The organism is Streptantibioticus parmotrematis, assembly GCF_019890615.1.
GTDB classification, from domain to species: Bacteria; Actinomycetota; Actinomycetes; order Streptomycetales; family Streptomycetaceae; genus Streptantibioticus_D; species Streptantibioticus_D parmotrematis.
The window spans coordinates 233311-252138 of record NZ_JAINVZ010000004.1; the positions used below are offsets into that span (position 1 = coordinate 233311).

Here is an 18828-nt window from a genome sequence, read left to right on the forward strand (position 1 = left end):
GGGGCGCCACGGCCGGTGTCCGGCGTACGCCCTTTTCCGGAATCAGCCACTCCGACCATGGAGCAGACAATGAGTCTCATACGCAGGGCCGCCCTCGTGGTGGCCGGGACGGCGGCAATCGTCGCCGCCATCGTGATACCGGCGACGGCGGCCAACGCGTCCACGCCGACCGGTATCAGCGCGGCCGTCCAGCCCGACAACTGGGCGTCCGGCTGACAAGGCCCTGCCCCTGAGCGGGGTGGCGACGGCACCGGGGGGTCCGTCGCCACCCCTTTTTTCGCGTTCTCACGAAGATTTCTCGCGTTCTCACGAAGAGCCCGCACAGCGCCCGGTGAGCCGGGCGCCCCCGCGCGGCTCACCGGGCTCCCGCCTCAGGCTTCCTGCCTGCGGGAGCCCGTGCCCTTTCCCGCGTCCAGCGCGTACACGCAGCGGTCCTTGCTGCACGCGTACACCACGCCGTCCCGCACGACCGGTGCGCCGGTGATCTCGCCGCCGGTCTCCAGCTTCCAGCGCAGCTGGCCGGTGCTCGCGTCGACCGTGTAGAGGCAGTGGTCCATCGACCCGAAGTGCAGCCGCCCTTCCGCCGCGACCGGTGCGCCGACCACCTCGCTCTGCGTCGGGAAACGCCACTTGGGCGTGCCCACCGCCGCGTCCAGGGTGTACAACGCGCTGCCGCTGCCGAGGTGGACCAAGCCGTCCGTGACGAGCAACGGCTCCGCGGACTGCCGGGCCTCGGTCGCGACCCGCCAGCGTTCGGCACCGCCGCGGGCGTCGAGTGCGTAGACCGTGCCGAGGTAGTCCACCGCGTACACGCCACCCGCGGCGTACGCGGGGGGCGCGAAGAGGACCGCGGGCGCGTCGAAGCGCCAGTGCTCGGCGCCGTCCGCGACGCCCAGCGCGAGCACCCGGCTGCCCGCCGTCACGTGGACCCGCCCGTCGGCGACCTCGGGCCGCACCGGCATCGTCCCGGCTGCCTCCTCGCCCAGCGGGTACGACCAGCGCTCAGCGCCGGAGCGGGCGTCCAGCGCGAACAGCCGCCCACCGCCCCGGTAGTAGACGACACCGTCGACCAGGGCAGGGCCCGCGTCCGGCGACTCGAAGGCGGTCTGCGCACCGGAACGCTCCCAGCGCGGTTCGCCGGTGACCGCGTCCCAGGCCCGCACCCCGCCGCCGCGCACTCCGGTGACGACCACACCCGCGCCCGCCCGCAACGCGTACACCCAGCCGTCCACCGCGGTCCGCCACAGCTCACCGCCGTCGGCGGCGTCCAGCGCGTACAGGCTCGGGCCGTCCGAGGCGAGGATGCGGCCGTTCTCGACGGTCATCGTCCAGGCGACGTCACGCGTCTTGAACTGCCGCTGCCCGGTGGCCACATCGAGCGCGTGCACCTCGAACGACGTGACGTACAGCCGGTCGGCGGCGACCGCCGGGGTACCCCACACGTCGTTGGACATACGGAACCGCCACGGCCGCCAGCGCACGTCGCGGTGGTGCGGCTCCGGCTGCTGGACGGGGAGGGAGGTGCGGTGTGGAGGTGCGTGCGGGGGCGTCGCGGGGCGGCCGTTGTGCGCTGCGGCGCTGCCGTTGGCGTGCTGCGCGGGGGCGGGGGCGTTGTCCCGGGCGGGGGCGTTGGTGGGCGCGGGGCCGTGGCCCCGCGCGGACCAGTCGATGGCGGGCCCGGCCCCGGCGGCCGCCGCGCCCCGCGGGTCCTTGGCGTCCGCCACGCGCGGCCCGGGCCCTATCGGAACGTTTCCCGCGAGCTTGACCGATCCGCCGTCACCGCCGGCACCGACCAGGTCGCCCCGGGCGGGCGGTTGCGCGGGCATCGGGGGCACGGGGTGCGATGCCGGGCCGACGGGGGCGCCGACGGCCGGGCCGCGCGGCGACGCCGCGGCACGCGCGGGCGCTCCGGCCGCCGCTGCCGCGGCCGCCGCGGCGGCACTGCGACGGCCGCTGCGCTGCTCGATCATCGCGACCGCGTGCGGAGGCAACCAGGCGGAGACCGTCCCACCGTCGTCCGCGGGGGAGAACAGGTGCGGCGCCAACTGGGCCTGCAGATCCGCCGGACTGGGCCGGTGCCCGGCCTCCATCCGCATGCACGACTCGATCAACGGACGCAACTCGTCCGGCAGCCCGGTCAGATCGGGCCCCTCACGCAACAGCATGAAGACGGTCTCGACCGGATTGGCACCCCGGAACGGCGCGTGCCCCGTCCCCGCGAACACCAGCGTCGACCCCAGCGAGAAAATGTCGCTCGCCCCGGTGACACTGCGCGAGTCCCGCGCCTGCTCGGGCGACATGTACGCGGGCGTGCCCACGGCCACGTTGGTCATCGTCAGCCGGGTGTTGGACACCCCGCTCGCGATGCCGAAGTCGATCACCCGCGGGCCGTCCTCGACCACCAGCACGTTGGACGGCTTCAGGTCACGGTGGACCAGCCCCGCACCGTGGATGGACTGCAACGCCTCCGCGATCCCGGCCGCCAGCCAGCGCACCGCCTGCGCGGGCAGCGGCCCCGACTCGTTGATTATTTCCTCGAGCGAGGGGGCCGGTACGTAGGCGGTCGCGAGCCACGGCACCGCGGCCCGCGGATCGGCGTCGACCACCGCGGCGGTGTAGAAGCCGCTGACCGCCCGCGCCGCTTCGACCTCGCGCGTGAAGCGGACCCGGAACAGCTGGTCCTCCGCCAGCTCGGCACGCACCGTCTTGATCGCCACGCGTCGGCCGGACGCCGAGCGGGCGAGATAGACCAAGCCCATGCCGCCGGCGCCGAGCCGCCCGAGGACCTCGAAAGGACCGATCCGTCTCGGGTCGTGCTGCGTCAGCTGCTCCACCACTGCCCTGCCACCTCCCCGTCCCCCGAATTCTTGCAGCCCCGGGCGACCACTCACCGCCGACCGCCCCGGGGTCGGCTGCTGATTCTTCCTGGGATACGTCCCGGTTGCGAACCCGGGGCGCGCGCCCGTGTGGCGCACCCCGCCCCCGTCCACCCCGCGCCCCCACGGACCCGCAGGTCAGACCACATCCGGGCACTTCGGCCGACCCCGCCCTTACCTCGAAGACGGCGAGTCGGCCCACAGAAGAGGGGAAAGGGCTTTTTGTCGGATGTATCGGTTGATTCGGTGTATATCAGCGGGGTGGATTGTCGGTACGGCGGTACGGCAGGACGACGCGCGGCGGGGGCGGCGGTGCGGCGGGCTCGCAGGGTCCGGGGGCCTGCGGGCTCGCGAGGTCGGTGGACCTGCGGGCGCGCGGGGGCGGCGGGCCCGGCGGGCCTGCGGAAGCGCCGGGCAGCAGGCTCGCGAAGACGACGGGCCTGCGGGCGTGCGGGGGCGGTGGGCACGGCGGGCCGGCGGAGGGCGGCACGGGCAGCGGGGCCGAGGCGCCGGGGCCGGGGCGTGCGAGCCGGGGCGGGTGCCTACTCCTGCCCGGTCCGCCTGGATATGTCGATCACCGTGAAGTGCGTGCCCTGGTTGTCCACGACCGAGGCCAGTCGGCCGTGCGGGCTGTCCTGGGGCTCCCGGTCGACCTTGCCGCCGAGCCTGCGGACCGTCGCCACCGCCCGGTCGCAGTCCTCGACGCCGAAGTACACGACGAAGTGCGAGGGCAGCTCGGCGGGGGAGTCCGCGCCCATGCGCATCCGGCCGCCCACGTAGACCTTCTCCTCCCTCTCCGCCTCTTCCCCCTCCGCGTCCTCCCCCTGTACGGCACCCCCGCCCTCCGGCCCCCGTTCGCCCTTCACGGTCCACACCTCGTAATCGAAGGGGCCGTCCGCCTGGCCGATCTGCTCCGCGTCGAAGCCGAAGACCTGCCGGTAGAAGGGGTCCACCGCGTCCTTGTCCCGCGCGTACAGCTCCGTCCAGCAGAACGAGCCAGGCCCGTTCCTCTCCTGGAAGCCCACGTGCCCCGCCCCCTGCCAGACTCCGAACACCGCGTCCCCGGGGTCGGCGGCCATCAGCAGCGAGCCCGCCTCACCGACCACCGCGGGACCGGTGATGATCTGACCGCCCGCCTTGCGGACCCGCGCTGCCGTGCCGGGGAGATCGGGCGAGGCGAAGTAGACGTTCCACACGGTGGGCATGCGCCCGTCGGGCTTGGCGATCAGGCCCGCGACGATCTTGTCGTCCCGGCGGGCCAGCGTGTAGGAGTGGCGCTCGTCGTCTCCCTCGTCGAACGTCCAGCCCAGCAGTTCTCCGTAGAAGCGCTTGCCCGCTTCCAGGTCGGGGAGCATCGCGTCCGCCCAGCAGGGCTCCCCCTCAACGAATGCCGCCATGACCATGGCTCCTCCCGTGCGAGGCATCCCCCTCGACCGGGGGGATGTCGTGATAGCCACGCTATTCCTCGTTCACGGCTTTCGCCCGGCCTGTGGACAACCTCCACTCGAACAGGTGATCAATTTATCCCGAGCATGTCGTCATACCGCGTGAGCTGACCCAGGCGGCACGCGTGGCCGACGTCTCCATGCCATCGCCTCACGCCATCACCCCAATCCCATCACCCCGATCCCATCGCCCTCACGCAATCGCCCTCGTGGAGCCGCCATCGCGCCGTCCCCCTCACACCCAGCCGCCCTCCCGCCGTCGCCCTCCCCCAGTCGCCCCCCGCCGCCGAAGACGCGTCGCCGACCCCTCATGCCGTCTCGGGGGACCTGTCAACAAAGGGCGCCTCCTCGCCGCACCCCACACCATCCCTCCGGGCGTCCACAGCCGTTCGGCGCAGAGTCAGCGCAGAAATGGCCTTTGCGCAAAGGGAGTTGTCCCGAAGCGACGCCCAAGAGCGGATCGGCCGTCACCATCGAGCGTCCTGGCCACTCCTGACGCCCGGATCGATTCCGCGTCACCAGAACGAACCCCACACCACTCCCACAGGCCATTCCCAGGGAATCCCATGAAACGACAGGCAATGGCACGGCGTGGCATGACAGAGCGTGGAGCGATGGGCTTCTCCCGACGCCATCGCAGTTCCCTTTACCCTTCCGGCATCTGACGGAGCACGCTGGGTAACCGGTGCTGACCTGCGCGTTCATGGTCGCGGGGAGCCTCCTCCCCATTTGCAGGCTGCCGAATCGCGCGCTGATCACCCGAAGGTAAACTGACGGCATGACAGGACAAGTTCGCACCGTCGACGGCCGGGTTGCCGGGCGCCGCGGGCAGGCGACGCGGCAGAAGCTGCTCGAATGCCTCAGCGAGATGCTCAGCACCCACCCGTACCGGGACGTCAAGGTCATCGACGTCGCCCGGATGGCGGGTACCTCCCCCGCAACGTTCTACCAGTACTTCCCCGACGTCGAGGGCGCCGTCCTCGAGCTCGCGGAAGAGATGGCCAAGGAAGGCACGACCCTCACCGACCTCGTCGCCGGCCGCAACTGGGTGGGCAAGCCCGCCTACGCCGCGGCCGAGGACCTGGTGGACGGGTTCCTCACCTTCTGGCGCAAGAACGACGCCATCCTGCGCGTCGTGGACCTCGGAGCGGCGGAAGGGGACAAACGGTTCTACAAGATCCGTATGAAGATCCTCAACGCCGTGACCAACTCCCTCACCGACTCCATCAAGGAGTTGCAGAGCAAGGGGAAGGTCGATAAGACGGTCAGTCCGGCGGCGATGGCCGGTTCGCTGGTCGTCATGCTCGCCGCGGCGGCCGCGCACCAGAAGGGCTTCCAGTCCTGGGGCGTCAAGCAGGCCGAGTTGAAGCCGAACCTGGCCCTTCTCGTGCATCTCGGCGTCACGGGCAAGAAGCCCACGAAGTAGGCCCCGCCCGCTTCTCGTTTCACGTCATCCGTCAGTCCTGCCACGCAACGACGCGGGCGTCTGCCGGCCCTCGGGGGAGGTTGCCGGTCCAGGCGCCCGCGCGCGTGCGTCCGGGCCCATCCGGCCCGCGCCCGGCGCACGCCCCTCTTCGCCCCCTCACGCCCCAGCGATCCCCCGCGCCCCGGCCCTGCCGCGTGATCGCCGGGTGTCCAGGCATGATCGGGGGATGCGACAAGAGACGCCGAAGAGTTCCGCCATGCGTCGGCTCACCCCGACCGAGGACAGTTCCTGGACGGTGCTGCGGACGCACCTCGTCATCTGGATCCTCTTCGGACTCCTCTGGATCAGCTGGCAGTTCTGGGGCGACGGCTCGACGTCACGCAGGCTGCTCGGCGTGGTCCTGACGCTGGTGGCGATCGCGCAGATGCTCAGCACGGTCGGCCTGATGCGCAAGAAGCGGCAGAAGGAGCGCGAGCAGCCTCCGCTGTGACCGCCCGTTCGACGCGGTGGCGTACGACGCGATGGCGTACGGCGCGATGGCCTTCAACACGGCAGCGCACGACGCGGCAGCGCACGACGCACGAGTCGGCGCGGCCAACGCGTGGACGGGGCGCACGGGAGCGTCGGTCCGGCCCCGGTCCGCCCCCGGTGCGCACGCAAGCCGTCAACGGTCCCTCGTCCGCCCGTCAGCCCTGGCCGCCGTCCGGGCCGTGGTGACGTCCGGTGCCGGATCCGTGGTGAGGCGGGCGTGCAGATGCACGGTGAGGAAGCCGCCGTCCACGTCGGGCAGCGCGTCGCGCAACGTGCCCTCGTACGCGTACCCGCAGCGCCGGGCGACGCCGCACGACGCGTCGTTGCCGACCGCGTGGCCCAGCTCCAGGCGGTGCAGCCCGAGGTCGCGGAACGCCCACCGCGTGCAGGCTTCCAGAGCGCGCGACGCGAGGCGGCGGCCGCGCGCTTCGGGCAACGTCCAGTAGCCGACCCGCCCGCTGCCCGTTCGCGGGTCGATGCTGTTGACGTTGATGCTGCCGCGTACGACACCGTCCTCGAGGACCGCGAACGACGCCGTCTCACCGCGCCGCCAGCCCAGAGCGCGGGTCCGCACGAAGTCGATCGCCCCCTCGATGTCCTCAACGGGCTCGGCCGCCGGAGGGTTCCAGCGCAGGTAGTCGCGATCGGTCAGTCCGCGCAGCATGTCGGGGGCGTCGCCCTCCTCCCACGGTCGGAGCAGCAGCCCGTACGCCTCGATCTCCACCGGTCGCAGCATCGTTTCATTCAACACCGGGCCGGACGAGCGGCACCCTCACGGAGTCGGTCCACCCGCACAGCCGCGGCCCCCGCCCTCGGCCAGGAACGGCAACCTTTACCGTGCAGCGCGGTTCCCGCCCACCCGACGCCCCAGTAACATGACTGGGCGTCAATTCTGTTGGCCGGCTCACCAGAATCGGACGGGACCCATGCTTGGATCCACACACGGCTCCCTCAGCACCGATCCCCGTACGACACGCGCCGCGACCTGCGGTGAACGTCGGGTGTCCCACGCCGGTGACACCACGGACCTCGACGTCGGCGGCCGTCCACTGCACGCGTCCGTTCCCGACCTCGACGCGTTCTTCCGTCCCGCGACCGTGGCCGTCATCGGTGCCCGCGACGCCGACGACAGCGCCGAAGCCGCCGTCACCCGGCACCTCATGGCGTGGGCCGAGCGGCTGGACGCACGGCTGCTCCCGGTGAACCCGCGTCACCGGACCGTCTTCGGCGTGCCCTGTCTGCCGTCCGTCGCGAGCCTTCCGTGCCCGGTGGACCTCGCCGTCGTCCTGACCGCCGACCCCGCCTGCGAACTGGGGGAACTCGCCGCTGCCCAAGCGAAGTCCGCCGTCGTCCTCGCCCCCGGTCTCACGGCGGCCGAGGGCCGGCGGCGACTGGCCGACGTGGTCTCCGGTTCCGGTCTGCGGCTGCTGGGGCCTTCCACCGGCCTCGACGCCTTCGCCCACCTGCGCGACGATCTCGGCGGCCCCGCCATCGCGTTGGTCACCCAGCACGGCGACCAGGGCCACCCGGTCCTCGCCCTCCAGGATTTGGGCATACGAGTCAGCCACTGGGCGGTCACGGGCGACGAGGCCGATCTCGAAGTGGCGGATTTCGTCGCGTACTTCGCCGAACAGCCGGAGGCCGGAGCCATCGCCGCGCACGTGGACGGGTTCAGGGACGGCAGGGCGTTCCTGCTCGCCGCCGATCGCGCGGCACGCAACGGCGTTCCCGTCGTCGCGATCACGTCCGGCCGCACGCGGGCCGGAACGCGTACGGGGACCGGAAGCCGTACGGGGACCGGAAGCCGTACGGCCGCATCGCGCGCCGACGGGCCGACCGGTTCGGCCTCAGTCGAGGACGCGGTCGCGGACGCGGCGTTCCGGCAGTTCGGCGTCATCAGGGTGGACGGGCCGGACCGGTTGCGGGACACGGCCGCGTTGCTGGCCCGTGCCCGGCCTCCGAAGGCCGACGGCGTCGCCGTCTACGCCCCCTCGGGCAGCACGGACGGAACCGGCGGTACCGGCGCGTACTTCCGCGACCTGGCGACGGCGGCCGGGCTGCTGGTCCCCTCGTTCGACGCCGAGAAGCAGGCAGAGCTGCGCCGGTGGATACCCGGCTCCCTGAGCGTGGCCAACCCCGTGGAACACGGCGGTCGGTCGGTGGGCGGCCGGTACGGGCCGAGGATCCTCGACGCGATCCTGGCCGACCCTTCGGTGGGCGTCCTGGTCTGCCCGATCACCGGTCCGTTTCCTCCGATGAGCGACGCACTCGTGCAGCAGCTGGTGGACGCGGCGGACCGTACGGACAAGGTGGTGTGCGTCGTCTGGGGCTCGCCGGTGGGCACGGAAGTGGCCTATCGCCGCACGCTTCTGCGCTCGTCCCGTGTCGCCACGTTTCGTACGTTCGGCAACTGCGTCGCCGCCGTCGGGGCCCACTTGGACCACCACCGGTTCGTCGTCGGCTACCGCTCACCGTTCGAGAGCGCGCCGCGCACTCCGTCCCCCTCCGCGCGCAGGGCCCGCGCGTTCCTGCGGCCGGGTCAACGGCTGAGCGAGCACGCGGCGAAGCGGCTGCTGCGGGCGTACGGCGTCCGGGTACCGCGCGAACACCTCGTGACCAGCGCCGCCGGAGCGGTCCGGGCGGCCGGGCTGGTCGGCTACCCCGTGGTCATGAAGGCCTCGGGGGCACACCTCGCGCACCGGTCCGAACGCGGCCTGGTCAAGCTGGGATTGACATCCGCGAGCCAGGTGCGCGACACGTACCGGGACCTCACCGACATCGCCCGCCACGAAGGCGTCGGTCTCGACGGCGTCCTCGTCTGCCAGATGGTCGAGCCCGGGATCGAGATGGCCGTCGGTGTCGTCGACGACGGCGTGTTCGGGCCCGCGGTGACGGTCGGGCTCGGCGGCGTCTTCGGGGCTGCCCTGGGGGAACCGGCCGTCCGCGTCACACCGTTCACGGAGGCCGAGGCGCGGCGGATGCTCCACGAACTGCCGGGGTGCGCCCTGCTGGAGGGGGTGCGAGGGCGGCCCCCCGCGGACGTCGACGCGCTGGTCGACATCGTTCTGCGCGTGCAACGCATGGCCATGGAACTCGGCGACGAGCTGGCCGGGTTGGACGTCGATCCCCTCGTGGTGCTGCCGCGCGGGCAGGGAGCGGTGGCACTGGACGCGAACGCCGTCTGCCGTTGAGATCGCCGTCCGCCGCTGAACGGGGGCTCGCGGTGGCGCGAGGCGGGGGCGCGTGCCGGAACGTGTGCCGTTCGGGGGCCGCCGCCCGCCCCCCTTCCTAACCACCGTCACGTCAGCTTCAATTGACGGTGTGATGGGACACGCGGGAATGGCCGCCGCAGCCGTCCGCTACCTCAGGTCGGTCGGCGCCGCGACCTCCGTCGAGCCGGTGGAGCCGCTGCCCAGGCCGGAGTTGCGGGCCGTGCGGGAGGACGAGCGGGCGCCGTTCGACGCGGCGCGGTTCCGCCACGTGCTGGGGCACTTCGCCAGCGGCGTCACCATCGTCACGGCACCGGGCGTGGCCACCGAGGCGCCCGACGCGTTAGGCGGCCGGGCATCCGGCACGTTGGACGCCGACGCGGCAGAGCCGCCCGCACCCGCCGGGTTCGCCTGCCAGTCCTTCTCGTCGCTCTCCCTCGACCCCCCGCTCGTGGCCTTCATGGTGGCCCGTACGTCGGGCAGCTGGCCGCGCATCGCCCGCGCCGGGGTCTTCTGCGTCAACGTGCTGGCGGCCGGACAGGAGGCCCTGTGCCGCGCCTTCGCGGTCAGCGGTGCCGACAAGTTCGCCGGGGTCGAGTGGACGCCCGCGCCCGCGACGGGCGCGCCACTGCTCGCGGGGGTCGCGGCGTGGGTCGACTGCGAGGTGCACGCGGTGCACACCGGGGGCGACCACCTCGTCGTCGTCGGCCGCGTCAAGGACCTGGGCGCACCGGCGGAACCGCTCCCTCCGCTGCTGTTCCACCGCGGCCGGTTCGGCGGCCTCGCCTGAGCGGCAGCCCCCGAGCCGCACCCACGCGACCCCCAACACCTCACGCGGGAGCCGGAATCGCGACGTCCTTCCGTGGCCCCGGCGTCGCGCGGCGCCGGATCACCAGCGCCATCAGTGCCGCCATCGCGCACAGGGCGCCGGACGTGTACCAGGCGAGGTCGTACGAGCCGAAGGTGTCACGCGCCCAGCCCGCGAGGAACGCGACGAAGGCGGCGCCGATCTGGTGCGAGGCGAGCACCCAGCCGAACACGATCGGGGCGTCCTCGCCGTAGTGCACGCGGCACAGCGCCAGTGTCGGCGGCACGGTGGCGACCCAGTCGAGGCCGTAGAAGACGATGAAGAAGACCATCGGCGGACGTACGGTGGCGGCGAAGAGCATCGGCAGGAACATCAACGAGACGCCGCGCAGCGCGTAGTACGTCGCGAGCAGCCGACGTGCGTCCAGACGGTCGGTGAACCAACCTGACGCGATGGTGCCCACGATGTCGAAGATCCCGATCACCGCGAGGAGGCTCGCGGCTATCGTGGCGGGCATGCCGTGGTCGCAGGCGGCCGGCACGAAGTGGGTGCCCACCAGGCCGTTCGTGGACGCGCCGCAGATGGCGAAGGTGCCGGCGAGCAGCCAGAAGGGTTTGGTGCGGGCCGCCGACAGCAGCGTGGTGACCGCCTTGCGGGCCGCGCCGGGCCTCCTCGGTGGTACGGGGACCGGGACCGCCGGGTCGGCCCCGTAGGGCTGCAGGCCGACGTCCTGCGGGTGGTCGCGCAGCATCCAGACGACCAGGGGCACGACGGCCAGGGCGGCGCCGGAGACGACCAGCGAGGCGGTGCGCCAGCCGTGGTGGGCGATGAGCGCGGAGACCAGGGGCAGGAAGACGAGCTGGCCCGCCGCGCCGCCCGCGGTGAGGATGCCGGACACCAGGCCGCGACGCCTGACGAACCAGCGGCCGGTGATGGTGCCGACGAAGGCCAGCGCCATGGAGCCGGTGCCGAGGCCGACGAGCACGCCCCAGCAGAGCATGAGCTGCCAGCTGGCCCGCATGAGGACGGTCAGGCCGCTGCCCGCGCTGACCAGCAGCAACGCGCAACTGACCACCCTACGTATGCCGAACCGGTCCATCAGGGCGGCGGCGAACGGTGACGTCAGCCCGTACAGCGCCATGTTGACCGACACCGCGGCGCTGATCGTCGCGTCGGACCAGCCGAACTCGGCGTGCAGCGGGTCGATCATCACACCGGGTACCGCACGGAATCCGGCGGCGCCCACCAGCGTCAGGAAGGTGACGACCGCGATCCACCAGGCCCGGTGGACGCGCGGCGTACGGCGGCGGGTGGTGGTCTCGTGCGTCGGCTCTTGGCAGGTCTGCGTCACCAGGCCATCCTTCGGCCGCGGGCCCGCCCGAACCAGTGGCCTGATGGACACGATGTGCAAGGATCGGGCCATGAGCACACCGGCTGTGGCAGCCCGCCCCCATCGCGTCGCGGTCCTGGTCCTCGACGGGCTGATCCCGTTCGAACTCGGCATTCCTGCACGCATACTGGGCGGCGCGCGCGACGCCTACGGCGAGCGGCTGTATTCGGTACGTACGTGTGCCGCCGTCCCGGGCCGTATACGTACGGACGCCGATTTCACGGTCAACATCGAGCACGGTCCCGAGGAACTGGCCACCGCCGACACCGTGGTCGTGCCGGCGTCGCACGAACTCGGGCCGGTCTTCGAGGAAGGACGGCTCACCGCACCGCTGGAGCGGGCGTTCTCCGCGATCCGGCCCGGCACCCGCATGGTGTCGATCTGCACCGGCAGTTACGTGCTGGCGGCGGCCGGACTGCTCGACGGGCGCCCGGCGACCACCCACTGGAAGAACGTCGAGCACTTCCAGCGACTGTTCCCGCGCGTCAGGGTCAATGCGGACGTGCTGTTCGTCGACGACGGCGACGTGCTGACCTCCGCAGGGGTGGCCTCCGGGATCGACCTGTGCCTGCACCTCGTGCGGCGCGACCACGGCGCGGCCGTCGCCAACGACGTCGCCCGCGGGACCGTCGTGCCCCCGCACCGGGACGGCGGGCAGGCGCAGTACGTACGGCGGCCGGTTCCCGACACCCAGCTGGCGTCGACCTCCGCCGCGCGCGCCTGGGCCCTGGAGCGGCTGGAGCAGCCCCTGACGCTGCGGGAGTTGGCGGAGCGCTCGTCGATGAGCGTACGGACCTTCACGCGGCGTTTCCGGGACGAGACCGGCGTCAGCCCCGGCCAGTGGCTGGTGCGGCAACGCGTGGAGCGGGCACGGCAGTTGCTGGAGTCCAGCGAACTGCCGGTGGACCGCGTGGCGCGGGAGGCGGGTTTCGGCACGTCCGCGTCGATGCGGATGCACCTTCAGGCGGTCCTGGGGGTGTCGCCGACGGCGTATCGGCGCACGTTCCGGACCGACGAATAGCGACCGGCGGGCGGCGGGGGCGGACCGGCGGGTGCGAGGGGGTCTGACGGGCGCGGGTCAGCGCACGCGGTCGGGGAGCGGGAGTTCGGAGCGCGGTACGAGGCCCCAGCCGGCCAGCGCCGTCACCGGAGCCGCGGGCGGGGCGGGCGGCCCGGCCGCGGCGCAGCGGTCCACCTCGCACCAGATGTGCTTGCCGGATCCCTCGCGCTGCCAGCCCCACCGGTCGGCGAGGCCGTCGACCAGTTCCAGGCCGCGGCCACCGGTGTCGTCGCCGCGCGCGTGACGCGGGGTGGGCGGGCGTTCGCTGGTGTCGGCGACCTCGACCCGTACGGTCCCGGCCTCCGGGACCTCGGGCTGCGGGAAGAGCATGCGCAGGACGGCGGGGCAGCCGGTGTGCACGACGGCGTTGGTGACGAGTTCGGAGATCAGCAGGAGCAGGGTCTCGGCCAGTGGCTCGTCCGCGCCTATGCCGGATCCCTGGAGCCGGGAGCGGGCCCACCTGCGGGCCCGGCCCACCTCCGCCGGGTCAGGGCGTACCTCCAACTGCACCTGAAGCACCTGCACCGTTCACACCATCCGAACCGGCGGACACATCGCCTCGCGCTTCCACCTCGTCACGGATCGTGACGCCGACGGAAGACAGCATGATTGACGTTCAGTCACCGCAACAAGCGCTTCCGGCATATTCCCACGGGATGCGGCGGTGAAGTCGCGCACCGGCCCGCGATTACTGTAAGCTCCGCGCTCGACGCGCTCCGTGAGCCTCGTGTGCGTCTGACGAGCATCGCGCTCCGGCGCACCGGCCGCCACTGGGGCGCCGCCGCGTTCGTCGCGCAACCGAAGCACTCGCACCCGATGGAGCGTACCCGAGCACGGCCCTGACTCCACGCCGTGACGAGTCACACCTAGGACACAACCCGATATCAACGCTCGGTGATCCTTTATTCCGGGCAAAGCGCCACATTTCGACAACCGGGCCCCAGGAAGCGGTGTCCGCCGGTGGCCGGATGCCCCGCCACCGCCACCTCGCGGCTACGCGTCCGCCGCCTCCGCGAACACCTCGTAGGCCGCCTCGTCGAACAGCACGAACCGCACCTCCTCCACGCTCTCCGCGGACGCCTCCCGCACGGTACGCAGCGCGATCCGCGCCCCGTCGGCCATCGGCCAGCCGTAGACGCCGGTGGAGATCGCCGGGAACGCGACCGTGCGCGCCGCCAACTCCCCCGCCACACGCAGCGATTCGCGGTAGCAGGACGCCAGCAGCTCGGAACGGTCCTCCCGCGCCGACCAGACCGGCCCCACGGTGTGGATGACCCAGCGCGCCTCCAGCCGTCCCGCCGGGGTGGCCACCGCCTGCCCGGTGGGCAGGCCGCCGCCATAGTGCGACGCCCTCAACTCCCGGCAGGCGGCGAGGATCTCGGGGCCACCCTTGCGGTGGATCGCGCCGTCCACCCCGCCGCCACCCAGCAACGAGGAGTTGGCCGCGTTGACGACGGCGTCGACGCGCTGCGCGGTGATGTCGCCCCGGACGAGCGTGATGCGTGCCATGCGGCCATCCTCGCACCGCGGACGGCCGAGCCGCGCGCCGCCGGCTCGCGCACCAGTGGCCCACTCGTACGGCCCACGACCGGCCCTCGGTTCCAGGCCACCCGGGCGCCTAGCCTCGGATGTATGACCACGACCAGGGTTGACTTCTACTTCGATCCCATCTGCCCCTTCGCCTGGATCTCCTCCCGCTGGATCCTGGAGGTCGAACGCCACCGCGACATCGACCTGCGGTTCCGTGTGATGAGCCTTTCCGTGCTGAACGAGGGCCGCGAGGGGCTGCCCGAGCGGTACGAGCGACTGCTCACCACCGGCTGGGGCCCCGTGCGCGTCTGCGTCGCCGCCGCCCAGGCGCACGGCCAGGAGGTCCTGCGCGACCTCTACACCGCGCTCGGCACTCGCATCCACAACGCCGACCGCGAGGTCTCCGACGAACTGATCGCGGAGGCCCTCGCCGAAGCGGGCCTGCCCACGGAACTCGTCGCGGCCGCCCACACCGCCGACCACGACGAGGCGCTGCGCAAGAGCCACCACGAGGGCATGGACCCGGTCGGCGAGGAGGTCGGCACCCCCACCCTCCACGTCGACGGCGTCGCCTTCTTCGGGCCCGTGCTGAGCTCCATCCCGCGCGGCGAGGACGCCACCCGGGTCTTCGACGGTGTGCGGCTGCTCGCGGGCTATCCGGACTTCTTCGAGCTGAAGCGCACCAGAACCGGGGAGCTGGACTTCGGCTGACGAACGGCACGCCGCGCGGTAGTAGCCTCGTAGCTCCGCCGGGCCCGCGCGGCCCCGTCCCGCGAAGGGCCGTCCCACGAAGGGTCGTCCTCCGGAGGTCCGACCTCCGAAAGGCCCGTCCCTCAAGGTCCTCGTCCAGAAAGGCAGCACGGTGGCCAGGAGCCGGATTCCCGTCATGATCCTCGCGGGCTTCCTCGGCGCCGGGAAGACCACGCTGCTCAACCACCTCCTGCGCAACAGCGGCGGCACCCGCATCGGCGTCGTCGTCAACGACTTCGGGGCCGTCAACATCGACGCCCTGTCCGTCGCGGGACAGGTCGACTCGATGGTGACCCTGGGGAACGGCTGCATGTGCTGTGCGGTGGACGCGGGTGACCTGGACGACATGCTGCGCAAGCTCACCCGGCCCGGCGCGGGCATCGACGTCGTCGTCATCGAGGCGAGCGGCCTGGCCGAACCCCGCGAACTGATCCGCATGCTGCTGGCCAGCGGCAACCAGCGCATCTCCTACGGGGGCCTCGTCGAACTGGTCGACGGCGCCGAGTTCGAGTCGACCCGCGAGCGCCATCCCGAGCTGGACGCCCACCTGCGCTGCGCGGACCTGATCGTCCTCAACAAGACCGACCGCGTGGACGCCACCGGCCGCGAACGGCTCCTCGGTCATCTGAACGCCGTCGCGCCGGACACCCCGGTCGTGACCGCCGCCCACGGCCGGGTCGACCCCGAGCTGCTCTTCGACCGGCACCGGCGACCGGCCAGGGAGCCCGCCGTACGACAGTTGTCCTTCGACGACCTGCGCACCGGGACGGACGCCGAGGGCGGCGGCCACGGGCACGACGGCGAGCACGGGCAGCACGGCCAGGAGCAGCACGGCCACGAGGCCCATCCGCACGCGGCCTACCAGACGATGTCGTACACCTCCGAACTCCCCGTGGACCCACGCGCGTTCATGGACTTCATGGACACCCGCCCGCCCGGAGTCTTCCGGATCAAGGGCTTCGTCCACTTCGGCGCGCCCGGGCAGGACGAGAAGTACGCCCTGCACACCGTCGGCAACTACCTGCGTTTCCGCAGCACCCCGTGGCGCCGCTCCGAACCGCGCCTGACCCGACTGGTCTTCATCGGCAGCGGCATCGACACCGACGCGCTCACCAAGGGCCTGGAGGCGTGCGCCGACCAGCCCCCTGCCGCCGACCCGCCGCTCGCCGCCACCGACCAACTCCTCGCCACCGACCGGCCCCCCGCAGCCGACGCGTACCCGCACCGCATGATGCCCGTGCTGCGGTACCTGGAGACCTGACCGCGCCGCCCAGGCGGGCACCAGGGCCCCGGGGACGGACCGCTCCGTCGGCTCAGGCGATGCCCGCGAACAGGTCGGTCTCCGGGAGGGCGACGGCGACGCGGCTGCGCGCCAGCACGTAGTCCTCCGTGGGCCAGACCGCACGTTCCAGGTCGCGGGGGTGGGCGAAGAACGGGTTGTCGTCCGCGGCCTGCGTGGCGTGCGCGCGGAACGCCCTGTCGCGTATGGGGAAGTAGTCGGCGCACTCGACGCGGCTGGTCACCTCCAGGGCCGGCGCCCACTCGGGCCAGTCGTCCAGCACCGCTCCCATCTCCGACTCCAGTCCGCGGTCCGTCATCGCCTCGTGCAGCGTCTCGAACCACCTCTTGGCGAAGGCCGCCTGGTAGTAGAGCTTGTGCGGCCGCCAGGGCCCGGCCGCGGTCGCCTCGAAGGCGGCGAGGGCGACCCGGTGGGTCTGGACGTGGTCGGGGTGCGGGTAGCCGCCCGAGGGGTCGTAGGTGATGACCACGTGCGGCATGAACTCCTCCATCACCGCCCGCAGTTCGGCAGCGGCGTGGTCCATCGGGGCCCGGGCGAAGCAGTCCGGTGGCAGCGGCTCGCCCTCCCCTTGCAGGCCGGAGTCGGTGAACCCCAGGAACCGCTGCCGCACACCGAGCACCTCGGCCGCGGCGGCCATCTCGCGCCGCCTGATCGCGGGCAGGTCGGCACGGACCCGTGGGTGGTCCAGCGCGGGGTTGAGCACGTCGCCGCGTTCGCCGCCGGTGCAGGTGACCACGAGGACCTCGGCGCCCTCGGCCGCGTAACGGGCCAGCGTGGCCGCGCCCTTGCTGGACTCGTCGTCGGGGTGCGCGTGCACCGCCATCAGCCTCATCCCCGCGGCTCTCCCGGCGCCTTTCGCCCGCATCCCCGTCGCCCCCATGTCCCCCTCCGCCGCCTTCGTGCTTCGCGCGCTCGCCGTGCCTCGCGTCTTCGACATCGCAGGTCATCCTTTCGCGCGGGCCGCGCCCGCCGGGTAGAAGAGCGCCGGGACGAAGCCCAGCAGGGACAGGCCGAGGGCCCACACGAAGGCGTGGCCGTAGGCGGTCGCGGCTCCCGCGTGGCCCGCGAGCCCGCGTTGCAGCACCACCGTCAGCACCGCCGTGCCCAGCGAACCGCCCAGCCGGTTGAGCACGTTGACCGTGCCCGCCGCGCGCGGGGCGTCCGCCGTGGAGACCGACGCGTAGACGGCGGCCATGCCGGGCACCATCGCGATCCCGAGCCCCGCGCCGCGTACCACCAGCGCCAGCGTCAGCAGCCGGCCCGCCGGGTCGTGGCCGAGGAAGGCGAACGGCAGCGTGCCCAGCAGCGCCAGCGCCAGCCCCGTCAGCATCAGCGGACGCGGTCCGTGGCGGTCGTTGAGTCTGCCGGTGAAGAACGACACCGCCGCCGTGCCGACCGCCTGCGGCGCCAGCAGCAGCCCCGCGTGCATCGCGTCGGCCCCGCGCACCTGCTGGAAGTAGAGCGGGAGCAGCAGCATCGCGCTGTAGAGCGAACCGCCCAGCAGGAAGGACGAGGCGGTCGCGGCGGCGAAGCCGCGCCGGGCGAACAGCCGCAGGTCGATCAGCGGGGTGCCGGTCCGGCGCCGCAACGCGTGGACCGCGTAGGCGGCGATCAGCACCACGCCGACCAGCGCGATGCCCCAACCGCGCGACGAGCAGCCGTACATCAGCCCGGCCAGCCCCGGCGACAGCAGGAGCAGTCCGCGCACGTCGAGCCGCGCGGGCGACGCCGCCCTGGTGGTGCGCGGCAGCACGCGCGCCGCCAGCACCAGGGTCACGATGCCGACCGGCAGGTTGACGTAGAACATCCAGCGCCAGTCGAGGTCCTGGACGATCAGGCCGCCCAGCACCGGCCCGGCGACCGGCGCGAGCGTCACGGGGATGACGCTGGCGCTGATGACCCGGCCCAGGCGTCCGGGCCCCGCGGCCTGGGCCAGCATCGACTGGCCGACCGGCTGGATCATGCCGCCGCCGATGCCCTGGAGCACCCGGAAGACGATCAGCGCGGGCACCGACCAGGCGAGTCCGCACAGCGCCGAGCCCGCGGTGAACAGGGCTATCGAGGTCATCCAGACCGCCCGGCCGCCGAAGCGGTCGGTGGCCCAGCCGGTCAGCGGCATGACCAGGGCGACGGCCAGCAGGTATCCGGTCGACACCCACTGGACCGTGGTCAGCGGGCTGCCGAGGTCGTGTCCCACGGAGTCCAGGCCGACGCTGACGATCGTGGTGTCCAGCAGCGCCAGCACCGGCCCCAGCAGGAGCACGGCGGCCAGCCGCCACACGGCCCGGTCGATGGGCGCGCGGGCGTCCGCGACCTCGACGGGCCGCCGGGCGGAGGCTGCCCGCGCCCCCGCACCCTCTGTGACCGTCTTCTCGCCCGCCTCGGGTCCCGTCGTCGCGGGGGACGGTCGTCGCGAAGTGATTAGCATGGACCTAAATTTAGGTCGGACCTAGCAATGGAGTCAAGAGGATTTTTAGGTCCGACCTAGGAATCCGGGCTAGGC

Annotated in this window: 16 protein-coding genes; 8 read left to right on the forward strand and 8 right to left on the reverse strand. The window is 72.5% G+C overall.

The window, feature by feature from the left end; genetic code table 11:
- Positions 1 to 69: 69 nt before the first annotated feature.
- Entirely contained in the window at positions 70 to 216 is a 147-nt protein-coding gene (locus K7472_RS08365; RefSeq protein ID WP_222975660.1) for a hypothetical protein, read from the forward strand.
- A 155-nt stretch (positions 217 to 371) separates the two neighbouring features.
- Here K7472_RS08365 and afsK read toward each other — a convergent pair whose 3' ends face one another.
- On the reverse strand, positions 372 to 2837 hold the full coding sequence (afsK, locus tag K7472_RS08370) for a serine/threonine-protein kinase (protein WP_222975662.1): 2466 nt from the start codon (positions 2835 to 2837) through the stop codon (positions 372 to 374).
- A 581-nt stretch (positions 2838 to 3418) separates the two neighbouring features.
- Complete coding sequence (locus K7472_RS08375) at positions 3419 to 4273, reverse strand: VOC family protein (protein WP_222975664.1); 855 nt, start codon at positions 4271 to 4273, stop codon at positions 3419 to 3421.
- A gap of 826 nt (positions 4274 to 5099) precedes the next feature.
- On the opposite strand from K7472_RS08375, the gene K7472_RS08380 reads away from it, so the two are divergent.
- Both K7472_RS08380 and K7472_RS08385 read left to right on the forward strand, forming a co-directional pair.
- Positions 5100 to 5747 (forward strand): TetR family transcriptional regulator, encoded by a 648-nt coding sequence (locus tag K7472_RS08380; RefSeq protein ID WP_222975666.1) that lies wholly within the window; start codon positions 5100 to 5102, stop codon positions 5745 to 5747.
- A 226-nt stretch (positions 5748 to 5973) separates the two neighbouring features.
- Positions 5974 to 6237 (forward strand): hypothetical protein, encoded by a 264-nt coding sequence (locus K7472_RS08385; RefSeq protein WP_222975668.1) that lies wholly within the window; start codon positions 5974 to 5976, stop codon positions 6235 to 6237.
- 174 nt (positions 6238 to 6411) lie between these two features.
- Here K7472_RS08385 and K7472_RS08390 read toward each other — a convergent pair whose 3' ends face one another.
- Positions 6412 to 7014 carry a GNAT family N-acetyltransferase gene (locus K7472_RS08390; protein WP_222975669.1) on the reverse strand — a complete coding sequence of 201 codons (603 nt, stop codon included), beginning with the start codon at positions 7012 to 7014 and terminating at the stop codon, positions 6412 to 6414.
- 190 nt (positions 7015 to 7204) lie between these two features.
- Between K7472_RS08390 and K7472_RS08395 the strand changes: the two genes are divergently transcribed.
- On the forward strand, positions 7205 to 9469 hold the full coding sequence (locus tag K7472_RS08395; RefSeq protein WP_222975671.1) for an acetate--CoA ligase family protein: 2265 nt from the start codon (positions 7205 to 7207) through the stop codon (positions 9467 to 9469).
- Positions 9470 to 9617: 148 nt separating this feature from the next.
- Entirely contained in the window at positions 9618 to 10277 is a 660-nt protein-coding gene (locus K7472_RS08400) for a flavin reductase family protein (protein ID WP_252395275.1), read from the forward strand.
- A 40-nt stretch (positions 10278 to 10317) separates the two neighbouring features.
- On the opposite strand, the gene K7472_RS08405 is transcribed toward K7472_RS08400, so the two are convergent.
- Entirely contained in the window at positions 10318 to 11646 is a 1329-nt protein-coding gene (locus K7472_RS08405) for an MFS transporter (protein ID WP_308013812.1), read from the reverse strand.
- A gap of 70 nt (positions 11647 to 11716) precedes the next feature.
- Here K7472_RS08405 and K7472_RS08410 point away from each other — a divergent pair, with 70 nt between their 5' ends.
- The gene (locus K7472_RS08410) at positions 11717 to 12706 is read left to right on the forward strand and encodes a GlxA family transcriptional regulator (protein WP_222975677.1); all 990 of its coding nucleotides are present in this window, start codon (positions 11717 to 11719) and stop codon (positions 12704 to 12706) included.
- Between the two features lie 57 nt (positions 12707 to 12763).
- Here K7472_RS08410 and K7472_RS08415 read toward each other — a convergent pair whose 3' ends face one another.
- Positions 12764 to 13270, reverse strand: a complete 507-nt coding sequence (locus K7472_RS08415) for an ATP-binding protein (protein WP_222975679.1) — start codon at positions 13268 to 13270, stop codon at positions 12764 to 12766.
- Between the two features lie 468 nt (positions 13271 to 13738).
- Positions 13739 to 14254 carry an O-acetyl-ADP-ribose deacetylase gene (locus K7472_RS08420; RefSeq protein ID WP_222975681.1) on the reverse strand — a complete coding sequence of 172 codons (516 nt, stop codon included), beginning with the start codon at positions 14252 to 14254 and terminating at the stop codon, positions 13739 to 13741.
- A 123-nt stretch (positions 14255 to 14377) separates the two neighbouring features.
- Here K7472_RS08420 and K7472_RS08425 point away from each other — a divergent pair, with 123 nt between their 5' ends.
- Positions 14378 to 14986: a mycothiol-dependent nitroreductase Rv2466c family protein gene (locus K7472_RS08425; protein WP_222975683.1), complete on the forward strand. Its 609-nt coding sequence runs from the start codon at positions 14378 to 14380 to the stop codon at positions 14984 to 14986.
- 175 nt (positions 14987 to 15161) lie between these two features.
- Positions 15162 to 16286 carry a CobW family GTP-binding protein gene (locus tag K7472_RS08430; RefSeq protein ID WP_252395276.1) on the forward strand — a complete coding sequence of 375 codons (1125 nt, stop codon included), beginning with the start codon at positions 15162 to 15164 and terminating at the stop codon, positions 16284 to 16286.
- Positions 16287 to 16338: 52 nt separating this feature from the next.
- Here K7472_RS08430 and mca read toward each other — a convergent pair whose 3' ends face one another.
- Together mca and K7472_RS08440 are read right to left on the reverse strand one after the other, a co-directional pair.
- Positions 16339 to 17148, reverse strand: coding sequence for a mycothiol conjugate amidase Mca (gene mca / locus K7472_RS08435; protein ID WP_222976114.1), 810 nt, complete (start codon positions 17146 to 17148; stop codon positions 16339 to 16341).
- A gap of 120 nt (positions 17149 to 17268) precedes the next feature.
- A complete protein-coding gene (locus tag K7472_RS08440) occupies positions 17269 to 18753 on the reverse strand; it encodes an MDR family MFS transporter (RefSeq protein WP_252395277.1) in 1485 nt (494 codons plus the stop codon).
- Between the last annotated feature and the right edge of the window lie 75 nt (positions 18754 to 18828).

Coding starts and splice junctions, on each gene's coding strand:
- K7472_RS08430 (WP_252395276.1), top strand. CDS start 15,162: ATGATCCTCGCGGGCTTCCTCGGCGCCGGGAAGACCACGCTGCTCAAC.
- K7472_RS08385 (WP_222975668.1), top strand. CDS start 5,974: ATGCGACAAGAGACGCCGAAGAGTTCCGCCATGCGTCGGCTCACCCCG.
- K7472_RS08365 (WP_222975660.1), top strand. CDS start 70: ATGAGTCTCATACGCAGGGCCGCCCTCGTGGTGGCCGGGACGGCGGCA.
- K7472_RS08390 (WP_222975669.1), bottom strand. CDS start 7,014: ATGCTGCGACCGGTGGAGATCGAGGCGTACGGGCTGCTGCTCCGACCG.
- mca (WP_222976114.1), bottom strand. CDS start 17,148: ATGGCGGTGCACGCGCACCCCGACGACGAGTCCAGCAAGGGCGCGGCC.
- K7472_RS08395 (WP_222975671.1), top strand. CDS start 7,205: ATGCTTGGATCCACACACGGCTCCCTCAGCACCGATCCCCGTACGACA.
- K7472_RS08380 (WP_222975666.1), top strand. CDS start 5,100: ATGACAGGACAAGTTCGCACCGTCGACGGCCGGGTTGCCGGGCGCCGC.
- K7472_RS08400 (WP_252395275.1), top strand. CDS start 9,618: ATGGCCGCCGCAGCCGTCCGCTACCTCAGGTCGGTCGGCGCCGCGACC.
- K7472_RS08410 (WP_222975677.1), top strand. CDS start 11,717: ATGAGCACACCGGCTGTGGCAGCCCGCCCCCATCGCGTCGCGGTCCTG.
- K7472_RS08440 (WP_252395277.1), bottom strand. CDS start 18,753: ATGCTAATCACTTCGCGACGACCGTCCCCCGCGACGACGGGACCCGAG.
- K7472_RS08425 (WP_222975683.1), top strand. CDS start 14,378: ATGACCACGACCAGGGTTGACTTCTACTTCGATCCCATCTGCCCCTTC.
- K7472_RS08420 (WP_222975681.1), bottom strand. CDS start 14,254: ATGGCACGCATCACGCTCGTCCGGGGCGACATCACCGCGCAGCGCGTC.
- K7472_RS08375 (WP_222975664.1), bottom strand. CDS start 4,273: ATGGCGGCATTCGTTGAGGGGGAGCCCTGCTGGGCGGACGCGATGCTC.